The sequence below is a fragment of the Streptomyces sp. HUAS CB01 genome (assembly GCF_030406905.1).
GTDB lineage: Bacteria > Actinomycetota > Actinomycetes > Streptomycetales > Streptomycetaceae > Streptomyces > Streptomyces chengbuensis.
Map to the genome: position 1 here is coordinate 5,382,586 of NZ_CP129137.1, position 24,854 is coordinate 5,407,439.

The 24,854-nt window shown below is 70.9% G+C and carries 24 protein-coding genes; 16 read left to right on the forward strand and 8 right to left on the reverse strand.

The features are described 5' to 3' along the window. The first annotated feature begins 248 nt into the window (after positions 1 to 248). The 10 genes from QRN89_RS23890 to QRN89_RS23935 all read left to right on the forward strand — a co-directional run bounded on the left by QRN89_RS23890 (position 249) and on the right by QRN89_RS23935 (position 8,735). Entirely contained in the window at positions 249 to 686 is a 438-nt protein-coding gene (locus QRN89_RS23890) for a Cg1360 family ATP-synthase-associated protein (RefSeq protein ID WP_290351438.1), read from the forward strand. A gap of 226 nt (positions 687 to 912) precedes the next feature. Beyond that, positions 913 to 1,731, forward strand: coding sequence for a F0F1 ATP synthase subunit A (gene atpB / locus QRN89_RS23895; RefSeq protein ID WP_490235843.1), 819 nt, complete (start codon positions 913 to 915; stop codon positions 1,729 to 1,731). 79 nt (positions 1,732 to 1,810) lie between these two features. Further along, positions 1,811 to 2,047, forward strand: coding sequence for an ATP synthase F0 subunit C (gene atpE, locus QRN89_RS23900; RefSeq protein WP_017949948.1), 237 nt, complete (start codon positions 1,811 to 1,813; stop codon positions 2,045 to 2,047). A 39-nt stretch (positions 2,048 to 2,086) separates the two neighbouring features. Further along, positions 2,087 to 2,635 (forward strand): F0F1 ATP synthase subunit B, encoded by a 549-nt coding sequence (locus QRN89_RS23905; protein ID WP_290351439.1) that lies wholly within the window; start codon positions 2,087 to 2,089, stop codon positions 2,633 to 2,635. After that, positions 2,632 to 3,447, forward strand: a complete 816-nt coding sequence (locus QRN89_RS23910; protein ID WP_290351440.1) for a F0F1 ATP synthase subunit delta — start codon at positions 2,632 to 2,634, stop codon at positions 3,445 to 3,447. The genes QRN89_RS23905 and QRN89_RS23910 overlap by 4 nt, the downstream gene beginning before the upstream one ends. A gap of 147 nt (positions 3,448 to 3,594) precedes the next feature. Next, positions 3,595 to 5,193 carry a F0F1 ATP synthase subunit alpha gene (gene atpA / locus QRN89_RS23915; RefSeq protein WP_093662529.1) on the forward strand — a complete coding sequence of 533 codons (1,599 nt, stop codon included), beginning with the start codon at positions 3,595 to 3,597 and terminating at the stop codon, positions 5,191 to 5,193. 20 nt (positions 5,194 to 5,213) lie between these two features. Next, a complete protein-coding gene (locus QRN89_RS23920) occupies positions 5,214 to 6,137 on the forward strand; it encodes a F0F1 ATP synthase subunit gamma (RefSeq protein WP_093662531.1) in 924 nt (307 codons plus the stop codon). Next, positions 6,137 to 7,591 carry a F0F1 ATP synthase subunit beta gene (gene atpD, locus QRN89_RS23925; RefSeq protein WP_290351441.1) on the forward strand — a complete coding sequence of 485 codons (1,455 nt, stop codon included), beginning with the start codon at positions 6,137 to 6,139 and terminating at the stop codon, positions 7,589 to 7,591. Before QRN89_RS23920 ends, atpD begins: the two co-directional genes overlap by 1 nt. Positions 7,592 to 7,777: 186 nt before the next feature. Beyond that, positions 7,778 to 8,149: a F0F1 ATP synthase subunit epsilon gene (locus QRN89_RS23930; protein ID WP_093662535.1), complete on the forward strand. Its 372-nt coding sequence runs from the start codon at positions 7,778 to 7,780 to the stop codon at positions 8,147 to 8,149. Between the two features lie 139 nt (positions 8,150 to 8,288). Further along, positions 8,289 to 8,735 (forward strand): DUF2550 domain-containing protein, encoded by a 447-nt coding sequence (locus QRN89_RS23935; RefSeq protein WP_290353838.1) that lies wholly within the window; start codon positions 8,289 to 8,291, stop codon positions 8,733 to 8,735. Between the two features lie 176 nt (positions 8,736 to 8,911). On the opposite strand, the gene QRN89_RS23940 is transcribed toward QRN89_RS23935, so the two are convergent. From QRN89_RS23940 to QRN89_RS23950, 3 genes are all read right to left on the reverse strand, one after another. Next, a complete protein-coding gene (locus QRN89_RS23940) occupies positions 8,912 to 10,759 on the reverse strand; it encodes a glycoside hydrolase family 18 chitinase (protein WP_290351442.1) in 1,848 nt (615 codons plus the stop codon). A gap of 157 nt (positions 10,760 to 10,916) precedes the next feature. Then, entirely contained in the window at positions 10,917 to 11,564 is a 648-nt protein-coding gene (locus QRN89_RS23945; RefSeq protein ID WP_290351443.1) for a response regulator, read from the reverse strand. Beyond that, positions 11,561 to 12,772 (reverse strand): sensor histidine kinase, encoded by a 1,212-nt coding sequence (locus QRN89_RS23950; RefSeq protein WP_290351444.1) that lies wholly within the window; start codon positions 12,770 to 12,772, stop codon positions 11,561 to 11,563. Before QRN89_RS23950 ends, QRN89_RS23945 begins: the two co-directional genes overlap by 4 nt. Positions 12,773 to 12,922: 150 nt before the next feature. Here QRN89_RS23950 and QRN89_RS23955 point away from each other — a divergent pair, with 150 nt between their 5' ends. Next, the gene (locus QRN89_RS23955; RefSeq protein WP_290351445.1) at positions 12,923 to 13,534 is read left to right on the forward strand and encodes a hypothetical protein; all 612 of its coding nucleotides are present in this window, start codon (positions 12,923 to 12,925) and stop codon (positions 13,532 to 13,534) included. A gap of 7 nt (positions 13,535 to 13,541) precedes the next feature. On the opposite strand, the gene QRN89_RS23960 is transcribed toward QRN89_RS23955, so the two are convergent. Next, positions 13,542 to 14,114 (reverse strand): cob(I)yrinic acid a,c-diamide adenosyltransferase, encoded by a 573-nt coding sequence (locus QRN89_RS23960; RefSeq protein ID WP_290351446.1) that lies wholly within the window; start codon positions 14,112 to 14,114, stop codon positions 13,542 to 13,544. Between the two features lie 364 nt (positions 14,115 to 14,478). Between QRN89_RS23960 and QRN89_RS23965 the strand changes: the two genes are divergently transcribed. The 3 genes from QRN89_RS23965 (at position 14,479) to QRN89_RS23975 (ending at position 18,705) form a co-directional block, all read left to right on the forward strand. Further along, on the forward strand, positions 14,479 to 15,327 hold the full coding sequence (locus QRN89_RS23965; RefSeq protein ID WP_290351447.1) for a 3-hydroxyacyl-CoA dehydrogenase family protein: 849 nt from the start codon (positions 14,479 to 14,481) through the stop codon (positions 15,325 to 15,327). Between the two features lie 231 nt (positions 15,328 to 15,558). Further along, on the forward strand, positions 15,559 to 15,882 hold the full coding sequence (locus QRN89_RS23970) for an STAS domain-containing protein (RefSeq protein ID WP_093653370.1): 324 nt from the start codon (positions 15,559 to 15,561) through the stop codon (positions 15,880 to 15,882). 219 nt (positions 15,883 to 16,101) lie between these two features. Continuing rightward, positions 16,102 to 18,705 (forward strand): ATP-binding protein, encoded by a 2,604-nt coding sequence (locus tag QRN89_RS23975; RefSeq protein WP_290351448.1) that lies wholly within the window; start codon positions 16,102 to 16,104, stop codon positions 18,703 to 18,705. 1,002 nt (positions 18,706 to 19,707) lie between these two features. Here QRN89_RS23975 and nucS read toward each other — a convergent pair. After that, entirely contained in the window at positions 19,708 to 20,370 is a 663-nt protein-coding gene (gene nucS, locus QRN89_RS23980; protein ID WP_290351449.1) for an endonuclease NucS, read from the reverse strand. Positions 20,371 to 20,653: 283 nt separating this feature from the next. Between nucS and QRN89_RS23985 the strand changes: the two genes are divergently transcribed. After that, positions 20,654 to 21,046 carry an SCO5389 family protein gene (locus tag QRN89_RS23985; protein ID WP_269728326.1) on the forward strand — a complete coding sequence of 131 codons (393 nt, stop codon included), beginning with the start codon at positions 20,654 to 20,656 and terminating at the stop codon, positions 21,044 to 21,046. Positions 21,047 to 21,174: 128 nt separating this feature from the next. Here the strand turns inward: QRN89_RS23985 and QRN89_RS23990 are convergent, their stop codons facing one another. After that, positions 21,175 to 22,215 carry an LLM class flavin-dependent oxidoreductase gene (locus QRN89_RS23990; protein ID WP_290351450.1) on the reverse strand — a complete coding sequence of 347 codons (1,041 nt, stop codon included), beginning with the start codon at positions 22,213 to 22,215 and terminating at the stop codon, positions 21,175 to 21,177. Between the two features lie 213 nt (positions 22,216 to 22,428). On the opposite strand from QRN89_RS23990, the gene QRN89_RS23995 reads away from it, so the two are divergent. After that, on the forward strand, positions 22,429 to 22,758 hold the full coding sequence (locus QRN89_RS23995; RefSeq protein ID WP_290351451.1) for an Rv1322 family protein: 330 nt from the start codon (positions 22,429 to 22,431) through the stop codon (positions 22,756 to 22,758). Positions 22,759 to 22,798: 40 nt separating this feature from the next. Here the strand turns inward: QRN89_RS23995 and QRN89_RS24000 are convergent, their stop codons facing one another. After that, a complete protein-coding gene (locus QRN89_RS24000) occupies positions 22,799 to 23,629 on the reverse strand; it encodes an ABC transporter permease (RefSeq protein WP_290351452.1) in 831 nt (276 codons plus the stop codon). After that, complete coding sequence (locus QRN89_RS24005; RefSeq protein WP_290351453.1) at positions 23,626 to 24,798, reverse strand: ABC transporter ATP-binding protein; 1,173 nt, start codon at positions 24,796 to 24,798, stop codon at positions 23,626 to 23,628. Before QRN89_RS24005 ends, QRN89_RS24000 begins: the two co-directional genes overlap by 4 nt. Between the last annotated feature and the right edge of the window lie 56 nt (positions 24,799 to 24,854).

Sequence of the window (24,854 nt, forward strand, 5' to 3'; positions counted from 1 at the left end):
GCCCCTATAGCGGCCAAACCATAGATCTGGATTGCACACACGCGCGGTGTCACTCTCATGTGTGAGAGTTGGCACACCAGCGGGTAAAGACCTATTCAAATAGTTTGTGATACGGTTCACGAGAACCGGAGACAGAGCCGGGAGACCGCGATGCGACGGTCTCCTCGGTGCCCGAGACCCACCTCGGACCGGATCTACGCTCGTCCTTGACGACACCAGTGCCCCACCACCCCCGCGGAGCCGCCGCCATGCCGTCCAACGACGCCCGGACTCTCCTTCAGACCGTCGTGCCCACCGCTGCCGTCGGCGTCATCGCCGCGATCGTCAGCGGTGTGCTCGCCGGCGGCAAGGGGGCCCTCGGCGCGATCGTCGGCACCCTGGTGGTCATCGTCTTCATGGGGATCGGGGTCGTCGTCCTGCAGCGGACCGCGAAGCAATTCCCGCAGCTGTTCCAGGCGATGGGTCTGATGCTCTACACGACGCAGTTGCTCGTGTTGTTCGTCTTCGTCGCCGCCTTCAAGGACACCACGCTGTTCAACCCCAGGACGTTCGCGGCCTCCATCGTCGCGTCGACGCTCGTCTGGGTGGCCGCACAGGCCCGCGCCCACATGAAGGCCAAGATCCTCTACGTCGAACCGGAACCGTCTGATCCCCGCAAGGGCGAAAAGACGGGGCCGTCGACGTGACGGGTAGGGCCGGGATAAGTGGGCGTTCGAGAAACTGCTATCGTCCGGTGCCAACTGCGGCACTGCGGGCGCGGGCATCTGAGCTGACGCCTGCTCGATCGCGAGGCCTCGATGCCTGACCGCCGCCCCCACATCCGAAACACCAGTCCGGTGCCGACTCGCGGCTGCGCGCCGCGCCGACACAACGAGGTTGCCGAACCCATGCGTCACGCCGAAGGAGCCCGCGGTGAGTGCTGAACAGACCACGCTCGCCTTTGACTGGAGCTGCCGCATCCTGGCCGACAACGGCTGTGGCTTTCCGGCGCCGGGCCTGCACTCCTTCCTCTTCAAGCCGATCTTCACCGTCGGCGGCTACGAGTTCAACAAGGTGATGCTGCTCGCGCTGCTCACCACACTCGTCGTCGTCAGCTTCTTCTGGGTGGCCTTCGGCAAGGCGAAGGTGGTCCCGGGCAAGCTGCAGATGATCGGTGAGGCCGGCTACGACTTCGTGCGCCGCGGGATCGTCTACGAGACGCTCGGTAAGCGGGAGGGCGAGAAGTACGTCCCGCTGATGGTCTCGATCTTCTTCTTCGTCTGGATCATGAACATCTGGTCCGTGATCCCGCTGGCCCAGTTCCCGGTGTCCTCGATCATCGCGTACCCGGTCGTGCTCGCGGTGCTCGTCTACGTGATCTGGGTGTCCCTGACCTTCAAGCGCCACGGGTTCGTGGGCGGCTGGAAGAACATCACCGGATACGACCCGTCCCTCGGCCCGATCAAGTGGCTGGTCTCGTTCATCGAGCTGTTCTCGAACCTGCTCGTCCGCCCGTTCACGCACGCGGTGCGACTGTTCGCGAACATGTTCGCCGGTCACCTGATGCTGGTGATGTTCACCGTTGCCTCCTGGTACCTGCTGAACAGCTACATGATCCCCGCCGCAGGCGTCTCGTTCGCGATGACGATGGCCATGATCGTCTTCGAGCTCTTCGTCCAGGCCGTCCAGGCGTACGTCTTCGTCCTGCTGGCCTGCTCCTACATTCAGGGCGCTCTCGCCGAGCACCACTGAGTCGCACCTCGCCCGCACCACCCCCAGAACGTCCGGTGGCCAACCCCCACCGGTCCGTGAATGAAAAGGAAGAATCAGCATGGCTGCCACTGAGACCCTCGCCGCTGTCACCGGTTCGCTCGGCTCCATCGGCTACGGCCTCGCCGCCATCGGCCCCGGCATCGGCGTCGGCATCGTCTTCGGTAACGGCACCCAGGCTCTGGCCCGTCAGCCCGAGGCTGCCGGCCTGATCCGTGCCAACCAGATCCTCGGCTTCGCGTTCTGTGAGGCGCTCGCCCTCATCGGCATCGTTATGCCGTTCGTGTTCGGTCGCTAATTCACAGCAACCTGACACTTCTCGACGAAAGGCATTGATGTGATCGCCAACCTCGTTCAGCTGGCGGCCGGGGAGGAGCAGAACCCGCTCCTCCCCCCGGGCCCCGAGCTGCTCGTCGGCACGATCGCCTTCGCCATCGTCTTCTTCTTCCTCGCCAAGAAGCTCCTCCCGAACATCAACAAGGTTCTGGAAGAGCGCCGCGAGGCCATCGAAGGCGGCATGGAGAAGGCCGAGGCGGCCCAGGTCGAGGCCCAGAGCGTGCTCGAGCAGTACCGCGCTCAGCTCGCCGAGGCCCGTCACGAGGCCGCGCGTCTGCGCCAGGAGGCCACGGAGCAGGGCGCCGCGATCATCGCCGAGATGCGCGCGGAAGGCCAGCGGCAGCGCGAGGAGATCGTCGCCGCCGGTCACGCCCAGATCGAGGCCGACCGCAAGTCCGCGGCGTCCGCGCTGCGCCAGGACGTGGGCAAGCTCGCCACCGACCTGGCCGGCAAGCTGGTCGGTGAGTCCCTCGAGGACCACGCCCGCCAGAGCCGCGTCATCGACCGCTTCCTCGACGAGCTCGAGGAGAAGGCCGAGGCTGCCCGATGAACGGAGCGAGCCGCGAGGCACTGGCCGCCGCACGCGAGCGTCTCGACGCGCTGACCGACAGCACGTCGGTCGACGTGGCGAAGCTCGCCGAGGAGCTGGTCGCCGTTACCGCGCTGCTCCACCGCGAGGTGTCGCTGCGTCGGGTCCTGACCGACCCGGCGCAGCCCGGTGAGGGCAAGGTCGAGCTGGCCGCGCGACTGCTGAGCGGACAGGTGGGCGGCGAGTCCGTCGACCTGGTCTCCGGCATGGTTCGTTCCCGCTGGTCGCAGTCCCGCGACCTGGTGGACGCGATCGAGGAGCTGGCGGCCACCGCCGAGCTCACCGCCGCGCAGAAGGCCGGCGCCCTGGACGACGTGGAGGACGAGCTGTTCCGGTTCGGCCGGATCGTCTCCTCCAACCCGGAGCTGCGCGCCGCGCTGACCGACCGGACCGCCACGGCGGCCGCCAAGTCCCAGCTGCTCCGCAGCCTCCTCGGCGGCAAGGTCCACCCCGGCACCGAGCGGCTCGTGGTCCGTCTTGTCACGGCACCGCGTGGACGTAGCCTGGAAGCGGGACTCGAGTCCCTCACCAAGCTCGCCGCGGACCGCCGGAACCGGATGGTCGCGGTGGTCACCTCCGCGGTACCGCTGTCCGACGGGCAGAAGCAGCGCCTCGGAGCCGTACTCGCGAACGTGTACGGCCGTGAGATGCACCTGAACCTGGACGTGGACCCCGAGGTCCTCGGCGGGATCTCGGTGCGGGTCGGCGACGAGCTGATCGACGGGACGGTCCTGGACCGCATCGCCGAGGCGAAGCGCCGCCTCGCGGGCTGACCGGCCACCAACAGTCACACAAGAATTGCTAGGCGGCCCGGTTGGGCCGCAGAGGATTCCTGGGGGTCCCGCGGCGCAAGCCGTCACGGATACAGCCCCAGACCCCCAAAGAAACTTCGGGCCCAACAAGGAGAGCAGGGAACCCAGATGGCGGAGCTCACGATCCGGCCGGAGGAGATCCGGGACGCGCTGGAGAACTTTGTCCAGTCGTACAAGCCGGACGCGGCCTCGCGCGAGGAGGTCGGTACGGTCAGCCTTGCCGGCGACGGCATCGCGAAGGTCGAGGGTCTTCCCTCGACGATGGCCAACGAACTGCTGAAGTTCGAGGACGGCACCCTCGGCCTCGCCCTCAACCTCGAGGACCGCGAGATCGGTGCCATCGTCCTCGGTGAGTTCAGCGGCATCGAGGAGGGCCAGCCGGTGCAGCGCACCGGCGAGGTCCTGTCCGTCGCCGTCGGCGAGGGCTACCTCGGCCGCGTTGTCGACCCGCTCGGCAACCCGATCGACGGCCTCGGCGAGATCGAGACCTCGGGCCGCCGCGCCCTCGAGCTGCAGGCCCCCACGGTCATGCAGCGCAAGTCGGTGCACGAGCCCATGGAGACGGGCTACAAGGCCGTCGACGCGATGACCCCGGTCGGCCGCGGCCAGCGTCAGCTGATCATCGGCGACCGCCAGACCGGCAAGACCGCCCTGGCCGTCGACACGATCATCAACCAGCGCGACAACTGGCGCTCCGGCGACCCGAAGAAGCAGGTCCGCTGCATCTACGTCGCCATCGGCCAGAAGGGCTCCACCATCGCGTCCGTGCGCGGCGCGCTGGAGGAGGCCGGTGCCCTCGAGTACACGACGATCGTCGCCGCCCCGGCGTCCGACCCGGCCGGCTTCAAGTACCTGGCGCCGTACACCGGTTCGGCCATCGGCCAGCACTGGATGTACGAGGGCAAGCACGTCCTCATCGTCTTCGACGACCTGTCGAAGCAGGCCGACGCCTACCGCGCCGTGTCGCTGCTGCTGCGCCGCCCGCCGGGCCGTGAGGCCTACCCGGGTGACGTCTTCTACCTGCACTCCCGCCTGCTGGAGCGTTGCGCCAAGCTGTCCGACGAGATGGGCGCCGGCTCGATGACCGGTCTGCCGATCGTCGAGACCAAGGCCAACGACGTCTCGGCGTTCATCCCGACCAACGTCATCTCCATCACCGACGGCCAGTGCTTCCTGGAGTCCGACCTGTTCAACGCCGGTCAGCGTCCGGCCCTGAACGTCGGTATCTCGGTCTCCCGTGTCGGTGGCTCCGCCCAGCACAAGGCCATGAAGCAGGTCTCCGGCCGACTCCGTGTCGACCTGGCCCAGTACCGCGAGCTGGAGGCGTTCGCCGCGTTCGGTTCCGACCTGGACGCCGCCTCGAAGTCCGCCCTGGAGCGCGGTAAGCGCATGGTCGAGCTGCTGAAGCAGCCGCAGTACGCCCCGTACCCGACGGAGAACCAGGTCGTCTCCATCTGGGCCGGCACCACCGGCAAGATGGACGACGTCCCGGTCGAGGACATCCGCCGCTTCGAGTCCGAGCTGCTCGAGTTCCTGCACCGCGAGCACAAGACGCTGATGACCTCCATCCGCGAGGGCGGCAAGATGTCCGACGACCTGCTCGAGAAGCTCGCCGAGTCGATCGTCGACTTCAAGAAGCAGTTCGAGACCTCCGACGGCAAGCTGCTCGGCGAGGACGCTCCGGCGACCGTCAACGTCTCGAAGTGACGACGGAAGGGACCTGACTCATGGGAGCCCAGCTCCGGGTCTACAAGCGTCGTATCAAGTCGGTCACCGCGACGAAGAAGATCACCAAGGCGATGGAGATGATCTCCGCCTCGCGCATCGTCAAGGCGCAGCGCAAGGTGGCGGCCTCCACGCCGTACGCGACCGAGCTGACCCGCGCGGTCACGTCGGTGGCGACCGGTTCGAACACGAAGCACCCGCTGACCACGGAGGCGGAGTCCCCGGCCCGTGCCGCGGTCCTGCTCCTCACGAGCGACCGTGGTCTGGCCGGCGGCTACTCCTCCAACGCGATCAAGACGGCCGCCCGGCTCACCGAGCGGCTCCGTGGCGAGGGCAAGGAGGTCGACACGTACATCGTCGGCCGCAAGGGTGTCGCCTACTACGGCTTCCGCGAGATGAAGATCTCGGACTCGTGGACGGGCTTCACCGACAACCCCTCGTACGCCAACGCCAAGGACGTCGCGGCGCCTCTCATCGAGGCGATCGAGAAGGAGACGGCCGAGGGCGGCGTGGACGAGCTCCACATCGTCTTCACCGAGTTCGTCTCGATGCTGACGCAGACGCCGGTCGACGGCCGGCTGCTGCCGCTCAGCCTCGACGAGGCGAAGGCGGAGGCCGAGGGCGGCACGAAGGACGAGCTGCTTCCGCTGTTCGACTTCGAGCCGTCGGCGGAGGACGTCCTCGACGCACTGCTTCCGCGGTACGTCGAGAGCCGGATCTACAACGCACTGCTGCAGGCCGCGGCTTCCGAGCACGCGTCCCGCCGCAAGGCGATGAAGTCGGCGACCGACAACGCGGGTGATCTGATCCACACGTACACCCGACTTGCCAACGCGGCCCGCCAGGCCGACATCACCCAGGAAATCAGCGAGATCGTCGGTGGCGCGAGCGCCCTGGCCGACGCGACCGCGGGGAGTGACTACTAATGACCACCACTGTTGAGCCGACCGCTCCTGCTGGCGTGGCCACTGGCCGCGTCGCGCGGGTCATCGGCCCGGTCGTCGACGTGGAGTTCCCCGTCGACGCGATGCCGGAGATCTACAACGCGCTGAAGGTCGAGGTGCCGGACCCGGCGACCCCGGGCACCACCAAGACCCTGACGCTCGAGGTCGCGCAGCACCTCGGTGAGGGTGTCGTCCGCACCATCTCGATGCAGCCCACCGACGGTCTGGTCCGCCAGGCCCCGGTGACCAACACGGGCAAGGGCATCACCGTCCCGGTCGGCGACTTCACCAAGGGCAAGGTGTTCAACACCCTCGGTGAGGTGCTGAACGAGCCGGAGGCGAACGGCCAGGAGTCCGAGCGCTGGGAGATCCACCGCAGGGCCCCGAAGTTCGAGGACCTCGAGTCGAAGACCGAGATGTTCGAGACCGGCCTGAAGGTCGTCGACCTTCTCACCCCGTACGTCAAGGGTGGAAAGATCGGTCTGTTCGGTGGCGCCGGTGTCGGCAAGACCGTCCTCATCCAGGAAATGATCATGCGTGTGGCGAAGCTGCACGAGGGCGTTTCCGTGTTCGCCGGCGTCGGTGAGCGCACCCGTGAGGGCAACGACCTCATCGCGGAGATGGAGGAGTCCGGCGTTCTCGACAAGACCGCGCTGGTCTTCGGTCAGATGGACGAGCCCCCGGGCACCCGTCTGCGCGTCGCCCTGGCCGGTCTGACCATGGCGGAGTACTTCCGCGATGTGCAGAAGCAGGACGTGCTGTTCTTCATCGACAACATCTTCCGCTTCACCCAGGCCGGTTCCGAGGTGTCCACCCTGCTCGGCCGCATGCCGTCCGCGGTGGGTTACCAGCCGAACCTGGCGGACGAGATGGGCCTCCTGCAGGAGCGCATCACCTCGACCCGTGGTCACTCGATCACCTCGATGCAGGCGATCTACGTCCCCGCGGACGACCTGACCGACCCGGCGCCGGCGACCACCTTCGCCCACCTCGACGCGACGACGGTTCTCTCCCGTCCGATCTCCGAGAAGGGCATCTACCCCGCGGTGGACCCGCTGGACTCCACGTCCCGCATCCTGGACCCGCGTTACATCTCGCAGGACCACTACACGACCGCCATGCGCGTCAAGGGGATCCTGCAGAAGTACAAGGACCTCCAGGACATCATCGCGATCCTCGGTATCGACGAGCTGGGCGAGGAGGACAAGCTGGTCGTCCACCGTGCCCGTCGTGTCGAGCGCTTCCTGTCCCAGAACACCCACGCGGCGAAGCAGTTCACCGGTGTGGACGGTTCGGACGTTCCGCTGGACGAGTCGATCGCCGCGTTCAACGCGATCTGCGACGGCGACTTCGACCACTTCCCGGAGCAGGCCTTCTTCATGTGCGGTGGTCTCGAGGACCTCAAGAAGAACGCCAAGGAGCTCGGCGTCTCCTGAGTCCCGTGACTCGTGACGGGGGGCGGGGTCCGTCCCGCCCCCCTTCTCACGCCCTCCCGGGGTCCTGAATCAGCCGCCCCCGCGGCGGGCCCCGGACGGCCCCGGGCGTTTCGACGCCCGGGCCCCTATTAGACTTATGACCCAACACCCGGCATGACCGCCGGGTGGTGACCCGAGGAGCCACCCTTGGCTGCTGAGCTGCACGTCGAGCTGGTCGCCGCCGACCGCCAGGTCTGGTCCGGTGAGGCCAACCTGGTCGTCGCGCGCACCACGTCCGGCGACATCGGCGTCATGCCCGGTCACCAGCCGCTGCTCGGTGTGCTGGAGTCGGGCCCGGTGACCATCCGTACGAACGAGGGAACGGTCGTCGCCGCTGTGCACGGCGGGTTCATCTCGTTCGCCGACAACAAGCTGTCGCTGCTGGCGGAGATCGCCGAGCTGGCGGACGAGATCGACGCCCAGCGCGCCGAGCGTGCGCTGGAGCGCGCCAAGGCCGACGACGACGCCGCCGCCGAGCGGCGCGCCGAGGTTCGGCTGCGCGCGGTGGCGGTGCGCTGAGCGCACCCCGCCGATGAACCACTCTCAGCCGCGGCCCGGACTGGACTTCTCCAGACCAGGTCGCGGCTGAGGCAATGCAGGTGCAGATGCAGATGCAGGTCGTATTCCGCTACGGGACGAAGCGAGGAGGTCGGTGAAGATGTTCCTCGCTCTGCTCGTGAGCGGACTGGTCGTCGCACTGGTGGTGATCGGGCTCTTCGTCTTCGGTCTGCGCCGCAGGCTGATCCAGCGCTCGGGCGGCACCTTCGACTGCAGCCTGCGCTGGAACGTGCCGGAGGAGGGCGACCACTCGGGCAAGGGCTGGGTGTACGGCGTTGCCCGCTACAACGGTGACCGGGTGGAGTGGTTCCGAGTCTTCTCCTACGCTCCCCGCCCGCGCCGCGCCCTGGAGCGTTCGGCGATCGAGGTGGTCTCGCGCCGCCTGCCCGAGGGCGAGGAGGAGCTGGCGCTGCTGTCCGACGCGGTCGTCCTCGGTTGTCTGCACCACGGCACCCGCCTCGAACTGGCGATGAGCGAGGACGCCCTGACGGGCTTCCTCGCCTGGCTGGAGGCGGCACCTCCCGGCCAACGAGTCAATGTCGCCTGAGGAGAGGTGCCTCTTCCCCGGGACGGAGTCCGGGGAGGGTCGACGTGGCCTGGGACGCGGGGTGCCCTCGATCCGGTTGAGGGCCGGCGCGGCCGGTGGACGACGGTTCCCGACGTCGAGCGGGGGCGGTGCGCTGCGCACCGCCCCCGCCGCCGTCTCCGGCCGGACCGCGGGTGTTACCCGAGGCCGCTGTTGATGGCGCTCACCAGTTCACCGTTCGTGGTGTCGCCGCTGAACTCCCAGAAGAACGCGCCTCCCAGGCTCTGGTTCTTCGCCCAGCTCATCTTGCTGCCGATGGTCGCCGGGGTGTCGTAGCTCCACCAGTTGTTGCCGCAGTGGGCGTACGCCGTGCCGGCGACGGTCCCGTTGGCCGGGCAGGTGTTCTTGAGGACCTTGTAGTCCTCGATGCCCTGCTCGTACGTGCCCGGGGCCGGTCCGGTGGCCGAGCCGCCCGGTGCGGACTGGGTGACGCCCGTCCAGCCGCGCCCGTAGAAGCCGATGCCCAGCAGCAGCTTGCCCGCCGGGACGCCCTGGGCCTTGAGCTTGGCGATCGCCTCCGCGGAGGTGAAGCCCTGCTGGGGGATGCCGGCGTACGACGTGAGCGGCGAGTGCGGTGCGGTGGGGCCGTCCGCGTCGAAGGCGCCGAAGAAGTCGTACGTCATCACGTTGTACCAGTCGGAGTGCTGTGCGGCGCCCGCGTAGTCGGTCTTGTCGATCTTGCCACCGGCGCTCGCGTCGGCCGTGATGGCGGCCGTGACCAGGTTGTTCGCGCCGAACTTGGCACGCATCGCCTGCATCATGTTCTTGAAGGCCGCGGGGCCGCTGGTGTCGCAGGACAGGCCGCAGGCGTTCGGGTACTCCCAGTCGAGGTCGATGCCGTCGAAGACATCGGCCCAGCGCGGGTCCTCGACCAGGTTGTAGCAGGAGTTGGCGAACGCGGCCGGGTTCTGGACCGCCTGCGGGAAGCCGCCGGACCAGGTCCAGCCGCCGAACGACCAGAGGATCTTGATGTGGGGGTACCGCTGCTTGAGCTTGCGGAGCTGGTTGAAGTTGCCGCGCAGGGGCTGGTCCCAGGTGTCGGCGACGCCGTCGACCGACTGGTCGGCGGTGTAGGCCTTGTCGTAGTCGGCGTAGGAGTCGCCGATGGTGCACTGGCCGTTCTGGACGTTGCCGAAGGCGTAGTTGATGTGGGTGATCTTGGCCGCGGTGCCGGAGGTCACCAGGTTCTTCACGTGGTAGTTGCGGCCGTAGACGCCCCAGTTGGTGAAGTAGCCCAGCTTGATCTTCGAGCCGGGGCCGGGGCCGGGGTCGCCACCGGTGGTCCGCACGGCACGGGCGCCGCTGACAGGTCCGGTCTGGTCGGCGGTGTCGCGGGCCTGCACGGTGTACGAGTAGTCGGTGCCCGCGGTGAGCCCGGTGTTGGTGTAGGTGAGACCGGTGACGGTCGCGACGCGCGAACCGTCGCGGAGGACGTCGTAGTTCTTGATGCCCTTGTCGTCGGTGGCCGCGGTCCAGCTCAGGGTCACCGACGTGTTGGTGACACCGCTCGCGGACGGGGTCCCGGGAGCGGACGGCGGGTTGTCGCCGGGCACCGTGCCGCCGTCGCAGGAGCCGCCGTTGATCCTGCAGTCGGCGGGCGATCCGGCGCCGGCGCCGTTGAAGCCGAAGGACACCGTGGCGCCGGGGGCGAGGGTGCCGTTCCAGCTCTTGTTCTTCGCGGTCCAGTGGGTGCCGGAGCTCGTGACGTCGGCGTCCCAGGCGGAGGTGACGGACGTGCCGGAGGGGAAGTCCCACTCGACGGTCCAGGAGCTGATCGAGGTGGTGCCGGTGTTCTTCACCGTCCACTTGCCCTCGAAGCCGGAGCCCCAGTCCTGGACCTTGGCGTACGTGGCGGTGACGGAGGTCGCGGCCTGGGCGGGTGTGGCGAGTCCGACCATGGCGGCGAGGGGGAGCAGCAGGGCGGTGAGTCCCGCCGTCGCTCTGGATCTGAATCTGCCTCTGGTGCGGGGGGTACTCGTGCTCAAGGGTGCTCCTCGAGTTCGGCGGACGGACAGGAAGGGGGTCGGTCCGTGCAGAGCATCCGCGGGGCTCACCGCGGTGTGTGCTGCGGTGAGAGTAGGAAGGTCTGGACCAATCGTCAATAGGTCCAGACCAGAGGCGAGGTGGGGGCGCCGCGCGGCCTCAGATCCCCAACTCCTGTGCCAGTACGGCCGCTTGCACCCGGCTGCGCAGCTCCAGCTTGCCCAGCAGCCTGCTGACGTGCGTCTTCACCGTGGCCTCGGCCATCCGGAGCCGTACCGCGATCTCGGCGTTCGACAGCCCCTCGCCCAGGCAGGAGAGCACCTCGCGCTCGCGCCGCGTCAGTACGTCGAGCACGGCCGTGTCCGGTGCGTCCGGTGACGGTACGGGGGTGGGCGACGCGAACTCCGCGAGCAGCCGCCGGGTCACGGCCGGCGCGATCAGGCCCTCGCCGCGCGCGACCGTGCGTACCGCCTCGATCAGGTCCTTCGCCTCGGTGTTCTTCAGCAGGAAACCCGCGGCCCCCGCGCGCAGCGCGCCGAAGACGTACTCGTCGAGGTCGAACGTCGTCAGCACCAGGACGTCCGCAAGGCCCTCCTCGACGACCTGACGGGTCGCCGACACCCCGTCCAGCAGCGGCATCTGCACATCCATCAGCACCAGGTCGGGCCGCAGGCCCCGGGCCAGCCGCACCGCCTCCTCACCGTCCCCGGCCTCGCCCACCACCTCGATGTCGGGGGCGCTGCCCAGAATCAGGACCAGACCGGCCCTGACGGAGTTCTGGTCCTCCGCGACCACTACCCGGATCATGCCGAGGGCTCCTTGTCGTTCACCATGGGCAGCATCGCCCGTACCCGCCAGATCTTCGTCCCGTAGCCGGCCGGGCCGGGCTCGGGGCCCGCCTCGAACTCACCGCCCAGCAGCGCGATCCGCTCGCGCATCCCGACCAGTCCGGCGCCCGAACCCGGCGCGCGCGGGTCCGGCCTGCTGCCGTACGGGCTGGTCACCGTCACGGTCAGCGCGCTGCCGGTGCCGCCGGTGAGCCGGACGGCGACCTCGCCCGCGTCCGCGTGCTTCAGCGCGTTCGTGAGCGACTCCTGCACGATCCGGTACGCGGCGAGGGCCACCGGGGCGGGCGGCGCCGCGTCCGCGTCGATCGCGTTGTCCAGCGTGAAGTCCAGTCCGCTCGCGGCACCGTTGGCCCGGGCCTGCGCCACGAGCGCGTCGAGGCCCGCCAGGGTGGGCGCGACGGCGGGCTCGGCGTCGTCACCGCTGTCCCTCAGCAGCCCGATCAGCCGGCGCATCTCCGTCAGGCCCTCCACGCTGTTCTCGCGGATGACGGTGAGGGCCTGCCGGGTCGTCGCGGGCTCGTCCAGGGACAGCGCGGCGGTGGAGTGGATGGCGATCGCGGAGAGGTGGTTGGCGACCATGTCGTGCAGCTCCCGGGCCATCCGGGCGCGCTCGGCGATGATCGCCTCCCTGCGGTCCATCTCGGCGAGCAGGGCCGTCTGTTCCGCGCGCAGCCGTGCCGCCTCCGCGGCATCGCGGTGGTCGCGCACGAGCGCGCCGGTCGCGGCGGGACCGAACGACACCAGCCCCACGACCACGCCGAGGAGCAGCCCGGAGGGCTTCTGGAACCAGGCGAGGAAGCCGATCGTCGCCCCCACCGTGATCAGCCCGGTGGCGTACGGGATGCGCCGGGCCGAGGCCGGCGGGCCGTACACGACGGCCGCGTACACGATGTCCGTGAACATCAGGACCGTGGCGATGTTTCCCGGTGTGAACTGGTCCGCCACGATCGCGGCGGTGCCGGCGAGGAGCGCCGTCCTCGGCATGGTCCGCCGCAGCAGCTCCAGCCCCGACATGGCGAGGAGCGGTACGAGGGTGAGCCACGGCCCGGACAGCGGACGGCCGCCCTCGGTGGTGTGCAGCCCGAGCGACCACAGCAGCAGACCGCCGGCGAGGCCGGTGACGGCGATGAGCACGTCGTCGCGATGGGGGCGGGGGATGGTCACCACCCCATGAAACACGTCGGGGGAGGCTCCCGGCCTCCCCGTCCGGGGTGAGGCGGGGGTACATCGAAGGATGCAGTCACGGTTCGTCACTGACGACGACGCTTCGGCGCCCGCCGTCCGGGAGCCTGGTTCCGGTACGAAGGGGGAACCACCGTGATCGTCACGCTGATCATCGTCTGCGAGGTCGGCTTCTGGGTGCTGCTGGCCGCCGGTCTCGCCACGCGCTATCTGCTCAGGATGCCGAGGACCGGACTGGCCATCCTGCTCATGGAGCCGCTGCTGGAGATCGTCCTGCTGGTGGTGACGGCCCTCGACCTCAGGAACGGGGCCGACCCGAGCTGGAAGCACGGTCTCGCCGCGCTCTACATCGGCTACACCGTGGGCCACGGCCACCGGACCGTCAAATGGCTCGACGGCCACGCCGCGCACCGTTTCGGCGACGGCCCGCCGCCCGTGAAGCCCCCGCGCCACGGCGCCGCCCGCGCCCGGCACGAGGGCCGGGTCTGGCTGGGCACGGTGGTCGGCGCGGCCGTCGCCACCGCTCTGCTCCAGCTGGCCGTCCTGTACGTCGGGGACGCCGCCCGGACCGGTTCGCTGGAGAGCTGGATGCACACCTCGTGGCGGATCACGGCCTTCCACGGACTGTTCGCGCTGAGCTACGCGCTCTTCCCGAAGAAGGGCCCGAAGAAGGGTTCGCAGGAGGCTCCGGAGGGTGCCCGGGAGGACGGCGGGGGGCGCCGGTCCGTGCCGAGCGTGAGGAGGTGACCGCTCGCTAGCGCTCTCCGCCGGGCACCCAGAGGACGTCCCCGACCTCCTTGTTCGCCGTCCTGGCGAGGATGAAGAGGAGGTCCGAGAGCCGGTTGAGATAGGTGGCCGTCAGCGGGTTCATCGTCTCGCCGTGCACCTCCATGGCCGCCCATGTGGAGCGCTCGGCGCGCCGCACGACCGTGCACGCCTGGTGCAGCAGTGCCGCGCCCGGCGTGCCGCCCGGCAGGATGAACGAGCGGAGCTTGTCCAGATCCGCCAGGAAGCGGTCGCAGTCCGCCTCCAGCTTGTCGATGTAGCCCTGTTCCACGCGCAGCGGCGGGTACTCCGGGTTCTCCACGACGGGCGTGGACAGGTCCGCACCCACGTCGAAGAGGTCGTTCTGGACCCGGACGAGGACCTCGACGACCTCCTCCGGGAGCCCGCCGAGCGCGACGGCGGTCCCGATGGCCGCGTTGGCCTCGTTGGCGTCCGCGTACGCGGAGATCCGCGCATCGGTCTTGCTCGTGCGGCTCATGTCGCCGAGCGCCGTGGTGCCCTTGTCGCCGGTGCGCGTGTAGATGCGCGTCAGATTGACCATGCGGCCAGCCTAGGCCGTGTCCGTGATGGTGCGCCGCCCGGCCGGAGACGGTACGCGCGGGCTCCGGTGCGTGCCGTCGCGGGACGGGGCCCCGTTCCCGTGCCGGTCGTGCCGGGGACGATCCCGGCCGCCCGGTGAGTGCGCGTTCCAGGCGTCGCGTGCCCGGGGGTCCAGGGCGGGGTCCCGGGCCACGCGGGACCGTGCGGACGGCCCGGGACGGCACCTGAACCGGCCCCCGTCCGGCTTCCGGTGTGATGTCCGTCATCTGAGACGTGACGCGCATCTCTTCGCCGCCACACGGTGCCCCGCGGCCGCTAACCTCCGCAGAGATCCGATATGTAAACGTCTGTTAAGGGGTGCAGCAGTGGCCAGGAAGCTCGCCGTCATCGGGGCCGGACTGATGGGGTCCGGAATCGCGCAGGTCTCCGCCCAAGCGGGCTGGGACGTCGTGCTGCGCGACGTCACCGACGCGGCCCTGACCCGCGGCACCGACGGCATCAAGGCCTCGTACGACAGGTTCGTCGCCAAGGGGAAGTTCGAAGCGGCCGACGCCGAGGCCGCGTTGGGGCGCATCACCACGACCACGGACCTCGACGCCGTCGCCGACGCGGACATCGTCGTGGAGGCGGTCTTCGAGAAGCTCGAGGTGAAGCACGAGATCTTCCGTGCGCTCGACAAGCTCGTACGCGACGAGGCGGTGCTCGCCTCCAACACGTCCGCCATCCCGATCACCAAGATCGCGGCGGTGACCGGGCGGCCGGAGCGCGTCGTCGGCACCCACTTCTTCTCGCCCGTCCCGATGATGCAGCTGTGCGAACTCGTCCGCGGCTACAAGACCAGCGACGAAACGCTCGCCACCGCACGCGAGTTCGCCGAGTCCGTGGGCAAGACCTGCATCGTCGTCAACCGCGACGTCGCCGGCTTCGTGACCACGCGTCTGATCTCGGCGCTCGTCGTCGAGGCCGCCAAGCTGTACGAGTCGGGCGTCGCGACCGCCGAGGACATCGACATCGCCTGCAAGCTGGGCTTCGGGCACGCGATGGGGCCGCTGGCCACCGCCGACCTGACCGGCGTCGACATCCTGCTCCACGCGACGAGCAACATCTACACCGAGTCCCAGGACGAGAAGTTCGCGCCGCCGGAGCTGATGCGCCGGATGGTGGACGCCGGTGACATCGGACGCAAGAGCGGGCAGGGCTTCTACAAGCACTGAACGCCGACCCCGGGTGCGCAGGGGCCGTACGCCCCTGCGTACCGTCACCCCTCAGGGTGAATTCGGTATCGGTTCGCTTACAGACGGCAACTTCTCTGCCTGTGCGGCAGTCAGTTGGTGCAAAGAAATAGGCAATCGGACCTCGCGATCGAACGCGACAATCGAACGCAGGGTCAGAAAACCTACGTACAAGTCAGACCTGACGGACAAAAGCACTCTCGGGGAGCGCATATGCACATCAGGGGCGACCATGCCGAGCTGGTCGTCGGGGGCCGCCTCGACGTCCGGAGCGCGGCGGACGCCCGAACGGTCCTGCACTCGGCCGTCGACGACGGAGTGGGCGATCTCGTGCTCGACCTGAGCAACCTGGACTCCTGGGACGCCACCGGTCTCGGGGTCATCATGGGCGCGCACCGACGGGCCGGCCGCTGCGGCCGACGCCTCGTCCTGCGCGGTGTGCCGCCGCAGATGCAGCGGCTCCTGGTGGCCACCCGGCTGCACCGCATCCTGGCCATCGAGGGCGGAATCGCCGCAGAGTCCCTGCCTCGGGTCTGAGCGGACGACACCCTCCAGGGCGCACAATCATCACGAGACCGTGACGTCCTGGGGCGCCCGGCCCCCCGCCTGTTCCCCGACACCCGGCGAACGTCTAGGCTCCGGTCGCCTGCCTCTTCACGAACCCACACGGCGGGCACCGGACCAGAAGCGGCAGCGGAGCGTGCAGACCGGCCGGGAGGGGCTTCCGCACGAGACGCCATCTGGGGGGCTTTGACCATGGACCCGACGAATCCGGGACCGGACGAGTACGACCGCGACGCCGACCGCGGCAGCGCGGACGGCGGCGCTCCGCAGCGACCGCCGCGCGACGCGGTGCCGCCGGAGTTCGCCCATCAGAAGGCCGCACCCGCCCGCACGGTGCGCGTGGTCGCCGGCGACTTCGCGCTCACCGTCAACCCGGTCGACGGCAGCGAGATCGAGCCCTGCGGCCCCGGCGGGGAACCCGTCGCGCCCGTACGGCGCACGGCCGAGGAGCGCGAGGAACTGCGGCGTGCCGGCCGGCCCCCGGTACCGCCCGGACCGGCCGCCCCCGCGCTGCCGCTGCTGGAGCGTCAGGAGGAGCGCGAGCGACTCGTACGGCTCCTGGGACGCGGCCGGACGGTCCGGCTCACGGGCCCGGCCGGATCGGGCCGTACCGCCCTGCTCGACGCGGTCGCCGGCGACTGCGCGGACCTCGCCCCCGACGGCGTCGTCCGGCTCTCCGGACACCACCGCACGCCGGCCGAGCTGCTGTACGACCTCTTCACCGCCGTCCACGACGCACCGCTGCACCGGCCCGACCGGGCGGAGCTGCTCGGACACGTCCGCGAGATCGGGGCCGTCGTCCTCGTGGACGACCTGGAGTTCGGCGGCGGTGCCCTGGACGAACTCCTCGACGCCACCCCGGAATGCGCCTTCCTGCTCGCCGCGACACCCGACGTCGCGGCACCCTCGGCCGACTCCCAGGTCGAAGAGGTGTTCCTCCCCGGCCTCGAACGCGCCACGGCGCTGGAACTCCTGGAGCGGGCCGTGGACCGGCCGCTCACCGACGAGGAGGCGAACTGGGCCGGCGACCTCTGGTTCGAGTCCGAGGGGCTGCCCCTGCGCTTCGTCCAGGCGGGTGCGCTGCTGAGGCAGCGCGACGCCCTGCGCGACGTCGCCGATGAGACGGACGAGGACGACGACGGGGACAACGTCTTCGGCGACGGACTCGACCTCCCGCTCCCCACGCTCGGCGAGGGAGCCGCCCCCGCCGCACTGCTCGCCTCCCGGCTCAGCGAGTCCGCCCGCGACACCCTCCGGTTCGCGGTCGCCCTCGGCGGCGAGGTCCCGCACCAGGCACACCTCCCCGCACTCGTCGGCGACACCCACGCGGACGCCGCACTCGGCGAGCTGACCAGCTGCGCCCTGCTCAGCCCCGTCGGCTCCCGCTACCGGCTGGCGGCCGGGGTCGCCGCACAGCTCGAGGCCGCCGGCTACGGCGAGGGGGCCCTCGAGCGCGTCCACACCGCCGCCCAGCACTACGCCTGGTGGACGGGACACCCCTCGGTGACGCCCGCGCGGGCGTCCTCCGAGGCCGACGCGATCCTCGCGGCGCTGGGAGCGCTGGTCCCCGCGCAGGAGACCGGCCACGCCGGCACCGCCGTGCTGCTGGCCCGCAGCGCCGCGCCCGCGTTCGCGGCGGGACTGCACTGGCAGGCGTGGGAGCGCACCCTGCGCACCGGCCAGGAGGCGGCCCGGACCACGGGCGAGGTCGCGGAAGAGGCCTACTTCCTCCACGAGTTGGGCGTGCTGGCCCTCTGCTCGGGCAGCCTCGACCGGGCGCGCGCCGAACTCGAGGCGTCCATCGCCATGCGCGGAGCGCTGGCCGACAAGCGCGGCACGGTCGCCGGGCGGAGGGCGCTGGCGCTCGTCACCGACCGCGAGGGAACCCGGCTGCCCGGCGCCGGCGCGTCCGAGGGGGAGGGGGCCCCGGCGGTCCACCACCCCGAGGAGGCGGTGTCCCCGGGCATGGGCGTCACGGCCGTCTCCGCGCCGGTCGAGCCGCTGGTCACCCGCCGCGACACCCCGGCCTCGCCCGCCGGCCTGCTCGGCGCGGCCCGGCGCCTCGTCGTCGAGGGCCCCCGCCGCCATCTGGTCGCGGCCGGGGCGGGCGTCCTGCTGGCCGTGGTCCTCGGCACGGTGGTGACGCTCGGGGCGACCTCCGACGAGGAGCCCCCGGCGAACCGGGTGACCAACGAGCAGTCGGCGAACGAGGGCGAGGGGAGCGACGGCCTCACCGCCGACGAGCCCGCCGGAGAGCCCACCAGCCGCCCCGCGGACGGCACCACGGACGGTACGACGGGCGGCGTCCCGTCGGACCCGGGCACCGCCCGGCCCGGTGAGAGCGGTTCGGCGGGCGACCCGTCCACGCCGGGCAGCGGTTCCTCGACGGGCGGTTCGGGCACGACCGGCTCGTCGACCGGCGGTTCGTCGACGACGGGCGGCACGACCGGGGGCTCCTCGTCGACGGGCGGTTCCCCGTCGACGGGTGGCACATCGACCGGGACGACGGGTTCGCCGACGAACGGCGGCACGTCCACCGGCCCGACCGGCGGCACGACCGACGGCGGTACGACCGACGGGGGCACCACGGACGGAGGAACCACCGACGGCGGTACGACCGACGGGGGCACGACCGACGGAGGGACCACCGACGGCGGGACCACGGACGGCGGTACGACCGACGGCGGCACCTCGGACGGTGGGACCGCCGACGGCGGTACGTCCTCCGGCACCACGGGCGCCACGACGAGCAGCCCCAGCGGCAGCCTGGCGGCGCCCAGCAGTTCGTCGTCCTGACCGCGACGGCGGGCCCCGGCCGCGCACCGGGGGCCCGCCGGGCACGCACCGCCCGGCGCGGCCGGGCCGGTCCGGGCGGTCGCGCGGACGAGCATCGGAGCCGGGAGCGGCGGTGCGCGGCCGGCACCGCAGCAAGTCCGCCGGAACGTCGCGTCATGGCGTCCACGCGTACGCCGTCACAGGGACGGCTGCGCACGCGCAGGCACGCGGAGGCCGTTTGCGGCGCGGAGGGCCCGCACGCCCACGCGTGCATCCTCATCGACGGGCACGCCGTACGCCGACGGGGGGAGCGCAGGGACGCGTGGGGCGGGCACACCGCCCGGCGCGCCCGCCCGGGATCGCCCACGGTCCGCACACCGCGCGGAGAGCCCGCACGCCGAGGGCCGCGGCGCCGGGGAGCGGGGGGACGTGGGCAACTGGGAGGGCCCGCACGCCGTCTGACGCGCCCGCGCGCGGGAACGCGGTCGGTGCCCACACCGCGCGGCGTGGCCGCACGGGTACACGGACGTGCGCACACCGCGCGGAGAGCTTGCGCGCGGCCGCGTGCACCGTCGCATCGGCGGGAGCGAGCGCACGGGACGCGGACGGTTCGCACGCCGACGGCCGCGGCGCCCGGGAGCGGGGCGGACGCAGGCAAAGGGGAGGGCCCGCACGCCGTCTGACGCGCCCGCGCGCGGGAACGCGGTCGGCACGCACTCCATGCTTGGGCCCGCGCGCCGCCGCGTGCACCGTCACATAAACGCGCACGGCGGACGCCGACGGAGGCGAGGCGACCGTGGGGGAACGCGGACGGCACGCAATCCGCCCGGCGCGACCGTGCGCAGGAACCGCGGCTGCCGGCGGGCACGAAACCGCGGGCGGCCCGCACCCCACGCGGAGAGCCCGCGCGCCGCCGCGTGCACCGTCACATCGACGCGCATGCCGCATGCCGAGGGGCGACCGCACGGAAACCGCGGGGGCGGCCCGCGTGGTCGACGGCCGCCCGCACGCCCGTGCTTCCCGTCAGAACAGACGCAGCTTGTCGTCCTCGATGCCGCGCAGGGCGTTGTAGTCCAGCACCACGCAGCCGATGCCGCGGTCCGTCGCCAGCACGCGCGCCTGGGGCTTGATCTCCTGTGCCGCGAACACGCCGCGGACCGGGGCGAGATGGGGGTCGCGGTTCAGCAGCTCCAGATAGCGGGTGAGCTGCTCGACGCCGTCGATCTCGCCGCGGCGCTTGATCTCCACCGCCACCGTCGCGCCGTCGGAGTCCCGGCAGAGGATGTCCACGGGGCCGATCGCCGTCGGGTACTCGCGGCGGATCAGGCTGTAGCCCTCGCCAAGTGTCTCGATACGGTCTGCCAGCAGCTCCTGGAGGTGCGCTTCCACGCCGTCCTTGATGAGTCCCGGGTCCACACCCAGCTCGTGGGACGAGTCGTGGAGGACCTCCTCCATCGTGATGATCAGTTTCTCGCCCGTTTTGTTGGTGACCGTCCAGACGTTGTCGTCCCCCTCCTTGAGGCTGCAGGGAGGGGACATCCAGTTCAGCGGTTTGTACGCCCTGTCGTCGGCGTGGATGGAGACGCTGCCGTCCGCCTTGACCAGGATCAGACGGGGAGCGGAGGGCAGGTGGGCGGTGAGCCGGCCGGCGTAGTCCACGGAACAGCGGGCGATGACGAGACGCATGGTGCGCAACGCTACTCGACCGACCTCGTCGCGCGCGATTCCTCCACCTGTCGCCCGGCCTGCCCCTGTCCGAGTCCCTACGGGTCGCCCGTCTTGTGCCCTTACGTTATTGGCCGGTTGTGTTCCCATTCTCCTGGTGCGGACCAGACAGCGCGCATAACGTGGAAGCAGGAGGTCGCCGGTCGTGCACTCTGCGTCGTCTTCGGCCCGCAGTCGGGCATGCGCCGTCGCCTCCTTCCCTGCCCGTAAGACCCCGTTCGGCGGGGTCGCGAGAGGAGAACCCATGTCGCTCGACGTCTCACCGGCGCTGTTGGAACAGGCCGAGCGAGGCGAGGTCGACGAAGCTGCATTCGTCGACTGCGTCCGGACCTCCCTGCCCTTCGCATGGGAGATGATCAGTTCTCTGGTGGCCCAGCTGAAGGTGGACGGCGGAGAGTTCGCCGACAACCAGACGCCGCCGCCGGACGAGCAGGCACGTGGTCAGCTGTTGCGCGCGCTCGCGAGTGACGCCATCCGGGGTGCGCTGCAGCGGCACTTCGGAGTACGACTCGCCTTCCAGAACTGCCACCGCGTCGCGGTGTTCCCGCTGGACTCCTCGGTGGACGAGCGGCTCGCCCGCTTCACTTCCGTACGGGCCCAGCTGCTCAACCAGTCGCCCGAACTGCGCGACTGCTGATGTCTTCCGCTGCCGCTCCGCATCGCGGGAGGCGTCATGGATGCCGGGGCGGCAGCCTCCGCCGGACGACGGGCCGGTGGAGGCGTGCGGGCCGTACGAGCGTGCGGCCCGCATGCGCGTCGGCCCGCTCAGCGGAGCAGCGGAAGCACCTCGGCGCCCAGCCGCCGGACGTTCTCCTCCGTCGCCGCGAGATCGCCCGAGCCCTCGGACAGGAGCGCGAACCGGGTGATGCCGGTGCGCTCCGCGGTCGCCGCGAGCCGGTCCGCCGCCAGCCTCGGCGGGCCCACCGGGTGCAGCCGGCACAGCAGCTCGGTGTAGGCGACGGGGTCGCGCATCGCGCGTCGGCGCCCGTCGACCGTCACATGGGCGTCCAGACCCTGCTTCAGCCAGCCGGGCATCGCCTTGACGAGGGTCTCCTCCGCCGCCGGGCCGCTGTCCGCGATCTGTGCCACGCCGGCTGACACATGGCCCGCCGCCGCCACCGTCTCCGGGGCGTGGCCGGAGGCGAGTGCGTGGCTCCGCCAGAGTGCGACCATGTCCGCCTTCTCCTCGTCGCCGCAGTGCATCCCCAGGAGCATGGGCAGCCCGCGCTCGGCCGCCAGCCGCACCGTCGCGGGGGAGGTGCACGCCACGATCACCTCGGGACCCGCCGGGCCGTCGCCGTCGGCGCCGATCAGGTCGTCGGGGCGCGGTACGACGGGGACCTCGCGGAAAGCGAATCGTTCCCCCTCGGACCCCACGCGGGCCTCCCGCAGCCAGCGCAGCAGCAGGTCCAGGGACTCGGGGAAGTCCTTCTCGTACGCCGCGAGACCGGCGCCGAAGACCTCCAGGTCGACCCAGGGGCCGCCGCGGCCCACGCCCAGGGAGAACCGTCCCCCCGACGTGAGGTGCAGCAGCGCCGCCTGCTCGCCCAGTGCCACGGGATGGGCGGTCGGCAGCACGCTCACCGCCGTGCCCACCCGGATCCGTTCCGTGCGGCCGAGCAGCAGCGCGGCCAGGGTCACCGCCGACGGGCAGACCCCGTACGGTACGAAGTGGTGCTCGGCCAGCCAGACCGAGTCCAGTCCGGCGGCCTCCGCCGCCTCGGCGGACCGCACGGCCCGGTGCAGCGCCTCTCCGTGCCCCTGGCCCGGGAACTGGGCGGCCAGTACAAAAGCTCCAACGCGCATCGCCTGATGCCTCCTTGCGGCCGACGCGGCATTCCCCCCACACAGGCAACAACGTCTGACACGTGCCAAAGGCACGGCCGCGAGTGAAGTTGTTGCGATTTTCCGGTAACTGGCCCCTCTGGGTGGCGTGCACGGCGCCGTACCGGACGCCTACCCGGTGCCCGGGACCGTAGGCTTGGGAGTGAACTGTCCGCTCTGCCCCCGAGGTGTCACGTGTCCCCGCGCCGAAACCGCCCCCGCGGCGGGGAGAAGCCGACCGACCGCGCGGGCGACATCGGCGACCGCTACGGCGGTGTGGAGCGCTCCGAGAGCTGGCAGGGCGAGGACTGGCGGGTCCGGCACGTCGCGGGCGCGAGCACCGCGGGCAAGCGCTACCGCTGCCCGGGCTGCGACCAGGAGATCCCGTCCGGCACCCCGCACGTGGTCGCCTGGCCCGAGTACGGGGGAGTGGACGACCGGCGCCACTGGCACAAGGCGTGCTGGAACGCGAAGGACCGCCGCACCTCCCGGGTGCAGCGGTCCCGCAACGCGCCTCGGCACTGAAGGGCCCGGGCCGGATGCCGAAGCGCCGGCCCGCCGGCGGTCAGACGTCGCGCCGGTCGAGCGAGAGGTAGGCGGCCGCCATGGCCACGCCCGACACCCCCAGCATGATCCACAGCGGCTCCCAGCCGTGCGGGCCCTTGGTCGTCACCGGCGCGTCGTAGAGCACACCCAGCTGGCTCGGGATCGAGTACTCGAGCAGGAAGTCCTGCACGGTCCGCAGCGAGTCCGCGTACATGAACAGGGCCAGCACCAGCGGCAGCAGGACCACACCGATCATGATCGTGATCGCGCCCGCCGAGTGCCGGATCAGCGCGCCGACGGCGAGCGAGAGCAGTCCCAGCAGGGCGATGAAGAGCCCGACGCCGACGGTCGCCCGGAACCAGTCCTCGCCGGTGCTCACGCCCGCGTCCACGATCGCCGACTGCAGGGCGCCGACGACCGCGGCGGTCACGGTCGTGATCACGAAGACCAGCAGGAAGAAGACGATCGCCTTCGCCGTCAGCACCCGGGCGCGGCTGGGGCACGCGGTCAGGGTGGTGCGGATCATGCCGGTTCCGTACTCGGACGCGATCGTCAGCACACCCAGCGTGATCACGCAGATCGAGCCGAGCAGAACGCCGAAGAAGCCCAGACTGAGCACGGACTCCTCGCCCAGCTCGGGCTCCGCCGAGGACACGGCGATCGCCGAGAGCGCGCCGATGCCGACCATCAGCACGATCATCACGCCGAGCGTCCACATCGTGGAGCGCACCGAGCGGATCTTGGTCCACTCGGAGGCGAGCGCGTCGCCGAGGTGCGCCGCGCGTACGGGGATCGGGGAGCGGTAGGCGCCCTGCGGGTACGCGCCCTGCTGCTGGTACGGGGTCGTCATCGGGCGTCCTCGGTGTTGCTCTTGGTCAGGTCTGCGGGAGCGGGAACCGGGGGAGCGGCGTCCGCCGGGGGCGCGGCCAGCGCCGGCGGCGCGGCGGGAGGAGCCGCCGGGGGCGCGGCCGGAGCGGTCGCGTACGGGTTCTGCCCGGGCGGCGGCGGGGCGTACCAGCCCTGCTGCGGCACCTCCGGGACCGGCACCGCCGACGGGTCGTACCCCGCCGGCGGCGGCTGCATCAGACCGGCCTTCCGGTCGTCCGTGGAGCGGTAGTCCACGGCCGCCTGCGTCATCCGCATGTACGCCTCCTCCAGGGAGGCCTGGTGCGGCGAGAGCTCCCACAGCCGGACGTCGGCGTCGTGGGCCAGGTCGCTGATCGCGGGCAGTGCGAGGCCGGTCACCCGCAGCGCCCCGTCCGGCTCGGGCATGACCTGGCCGCCGGCCTCGGTGAGGACTCCGGTGAGCTTCTCCCGCTGCTGCGGCTCGGTCTGGGGCGTCCGCACCCGTGCGAAGCCGGCGGAGTTGTGCGCGATGAAGTCCTTCACGCTCATGTCCGCGAGCAGCTGACCCCGCCCGATGACGATCAAGTGATCGGCGGTGAGCGCCATTTCGCTCATCAGGTGCGAGGAGACGAACACGGTGCGGCCCTCGGCGGCCAGCTGCTTCATCAGATTGCGCACCCAGAGGATGCCTTCCGGGTCGAGACCGTTCACCGGCTCGTCGAAGAGCAGCACCTGCGGGTCGCCGAGCAGGGCCGCCGCGATGCCGAGCCGCTGCCCCATGCCGAGGGAGAAGCCCTTGGAGCGCCGCTTGGCGACGTCCTGGAGGCCCACGACCCCGAGCACCTCGTCGACCCGGCGGGCCGGGATGCCGGACAGCTGGGCGAGCGACAGCAGATGACTGCGCGCGCTCCGCCCGCCGTGCACCGCCTTGGCGTCCAGCAGGGCCCCGACCTGACGCGGTGCGTTGGGCAGCTTCCGGAAGGGATGGCCGCCGATCGTGACATGGCCGGAAGTCGGCTGGTCCAGGCCGAGGATCATGCGCATCGTCGTCGACTTGCCCGAGCCGTTCGGCCCGAGGAAGCCGGTGACGGCGCCGGGCCGCACCTGGAAGGAAAGGTTGTACACGGCCGTCTTGGCGCCGTAGCGCTTGGTCAGGCCGACTGCCTCGATCATTACTCCAGCCCCATCGACAGGTCAGGTCGCCGGGGCACGGTCGTACACGGCCGCAG

Bases quoted from the DNA above. Each gene is read 5' to 3' on its own strand.
- QRN89_RS23890 (WP_290351438.1), top strand. From the start codon at position 249: ATGCCGTCCAACGACGCCCGGACTCTCCTTCAGACCGTCGTGCCCACC.
- atpE (WP_017949948.1), top strand. From the start codon at position 1,811: ATGGCTGCCACTGAGACCCTCGCCGCTGTCACCGGTTCGCTCGGCTCC.
- QRN89_RS23910 (WP_290351440.1), top strand. From the start codon at position 2,632: ATGAACGGAGCGAGCCGCGAGGCACTGGCCGCCGCACGCGAGCGTCTC.
- atpA (WP_093662529.1), top strand. From the start codon at position 3,595: ATGGCGGAGCTCACGATCCGGCCGGAGGAGATCCGGGACGCGCTGGAG.
- QRN89_RS23920 (WP_093662531.1), top strand. From the start codon at position 5,214: ATGGGAGCCCAGCTCCGGGTCTACAAGCGTCGTATCAAGTCGGTCACC.
- atpD (WP_290351441.1), top strand. From the start codon at position 6,137: ATGACCACCACTGTTGAGCCGACCGCTCCTGCTGGCGTGGCCACTGGC.
- QRN89_RS23935 (WP_290353838.1), top strand. From the start codon at position 8,289: ATGTTCCTCGCTCTGCTCGTGAGCGGACTGGTCGTCGCACTGGTGGTG.
- QRN89_RS23945 (WP_290351443.1), bottom strand. From the start codon at position 11,564: ATGATCCGGGTAGTGGTCGCGGAGGACCAGAACTCCGTCAGGGCCGGT.
- QRN89_RS23960 (WP_290351446.1), bottom strand. From the start codon at position 14,114: ATGGTCAATCTGACGCGCATCTACACGCGCACCGGCGACAAGGGCACC.
- QRN89_RS23970 (WP_093653370.1), top strand. From the start codon at position 15,559: ATGCACATCAGGGGCGACCATGCCGAGCTGGTCGTCGGGGGCCGCCTC.
- QRN89_RS23975 (WP_290351448.1), top strand. From the start codon at position 16,102: ATGGACCCGACGAATCCGGGACCGGACGAGTACGACCGCGACGCCGAC.
- nucS (WP_290351449.1), bottom strand. From the start codon at position 20,370: ATGCGTCTCGTCATCGCCCGCTGTTCCGTGGACTACGCCGGCCGGCTC.
- QRN89_RS23985 (WP_269728326.1), top strand. From the start codon at position 20,654: ATGTCGCTCGACGTCTCACCGGCGCTGTTGGAACAGGCCGAGCGAGGC.
- QRN89_RS23990 (WP_290351450.1), bottom strand. From the start codon at position 22,215: ATGCGCGTTGGAGCTTTTGTACTGGCCGCCCAGTTCCCGGGCCAGGGG.
- QRN89_RS24000 (WP_290351452.1), bottom strand. From the start codon at position 23,629: ATGACGACCCCGTACCAGCAGCAGGGCGCGTACCCGCAGGGCGCCTAC.
- QRN89_RS24005 (WP_290351453.1), bottom strand. From the start codon at position 24,798: ATGATCGAGGCAGTCGGCCTGACCAAGCGCTACGGCGCCAAGACGGCC.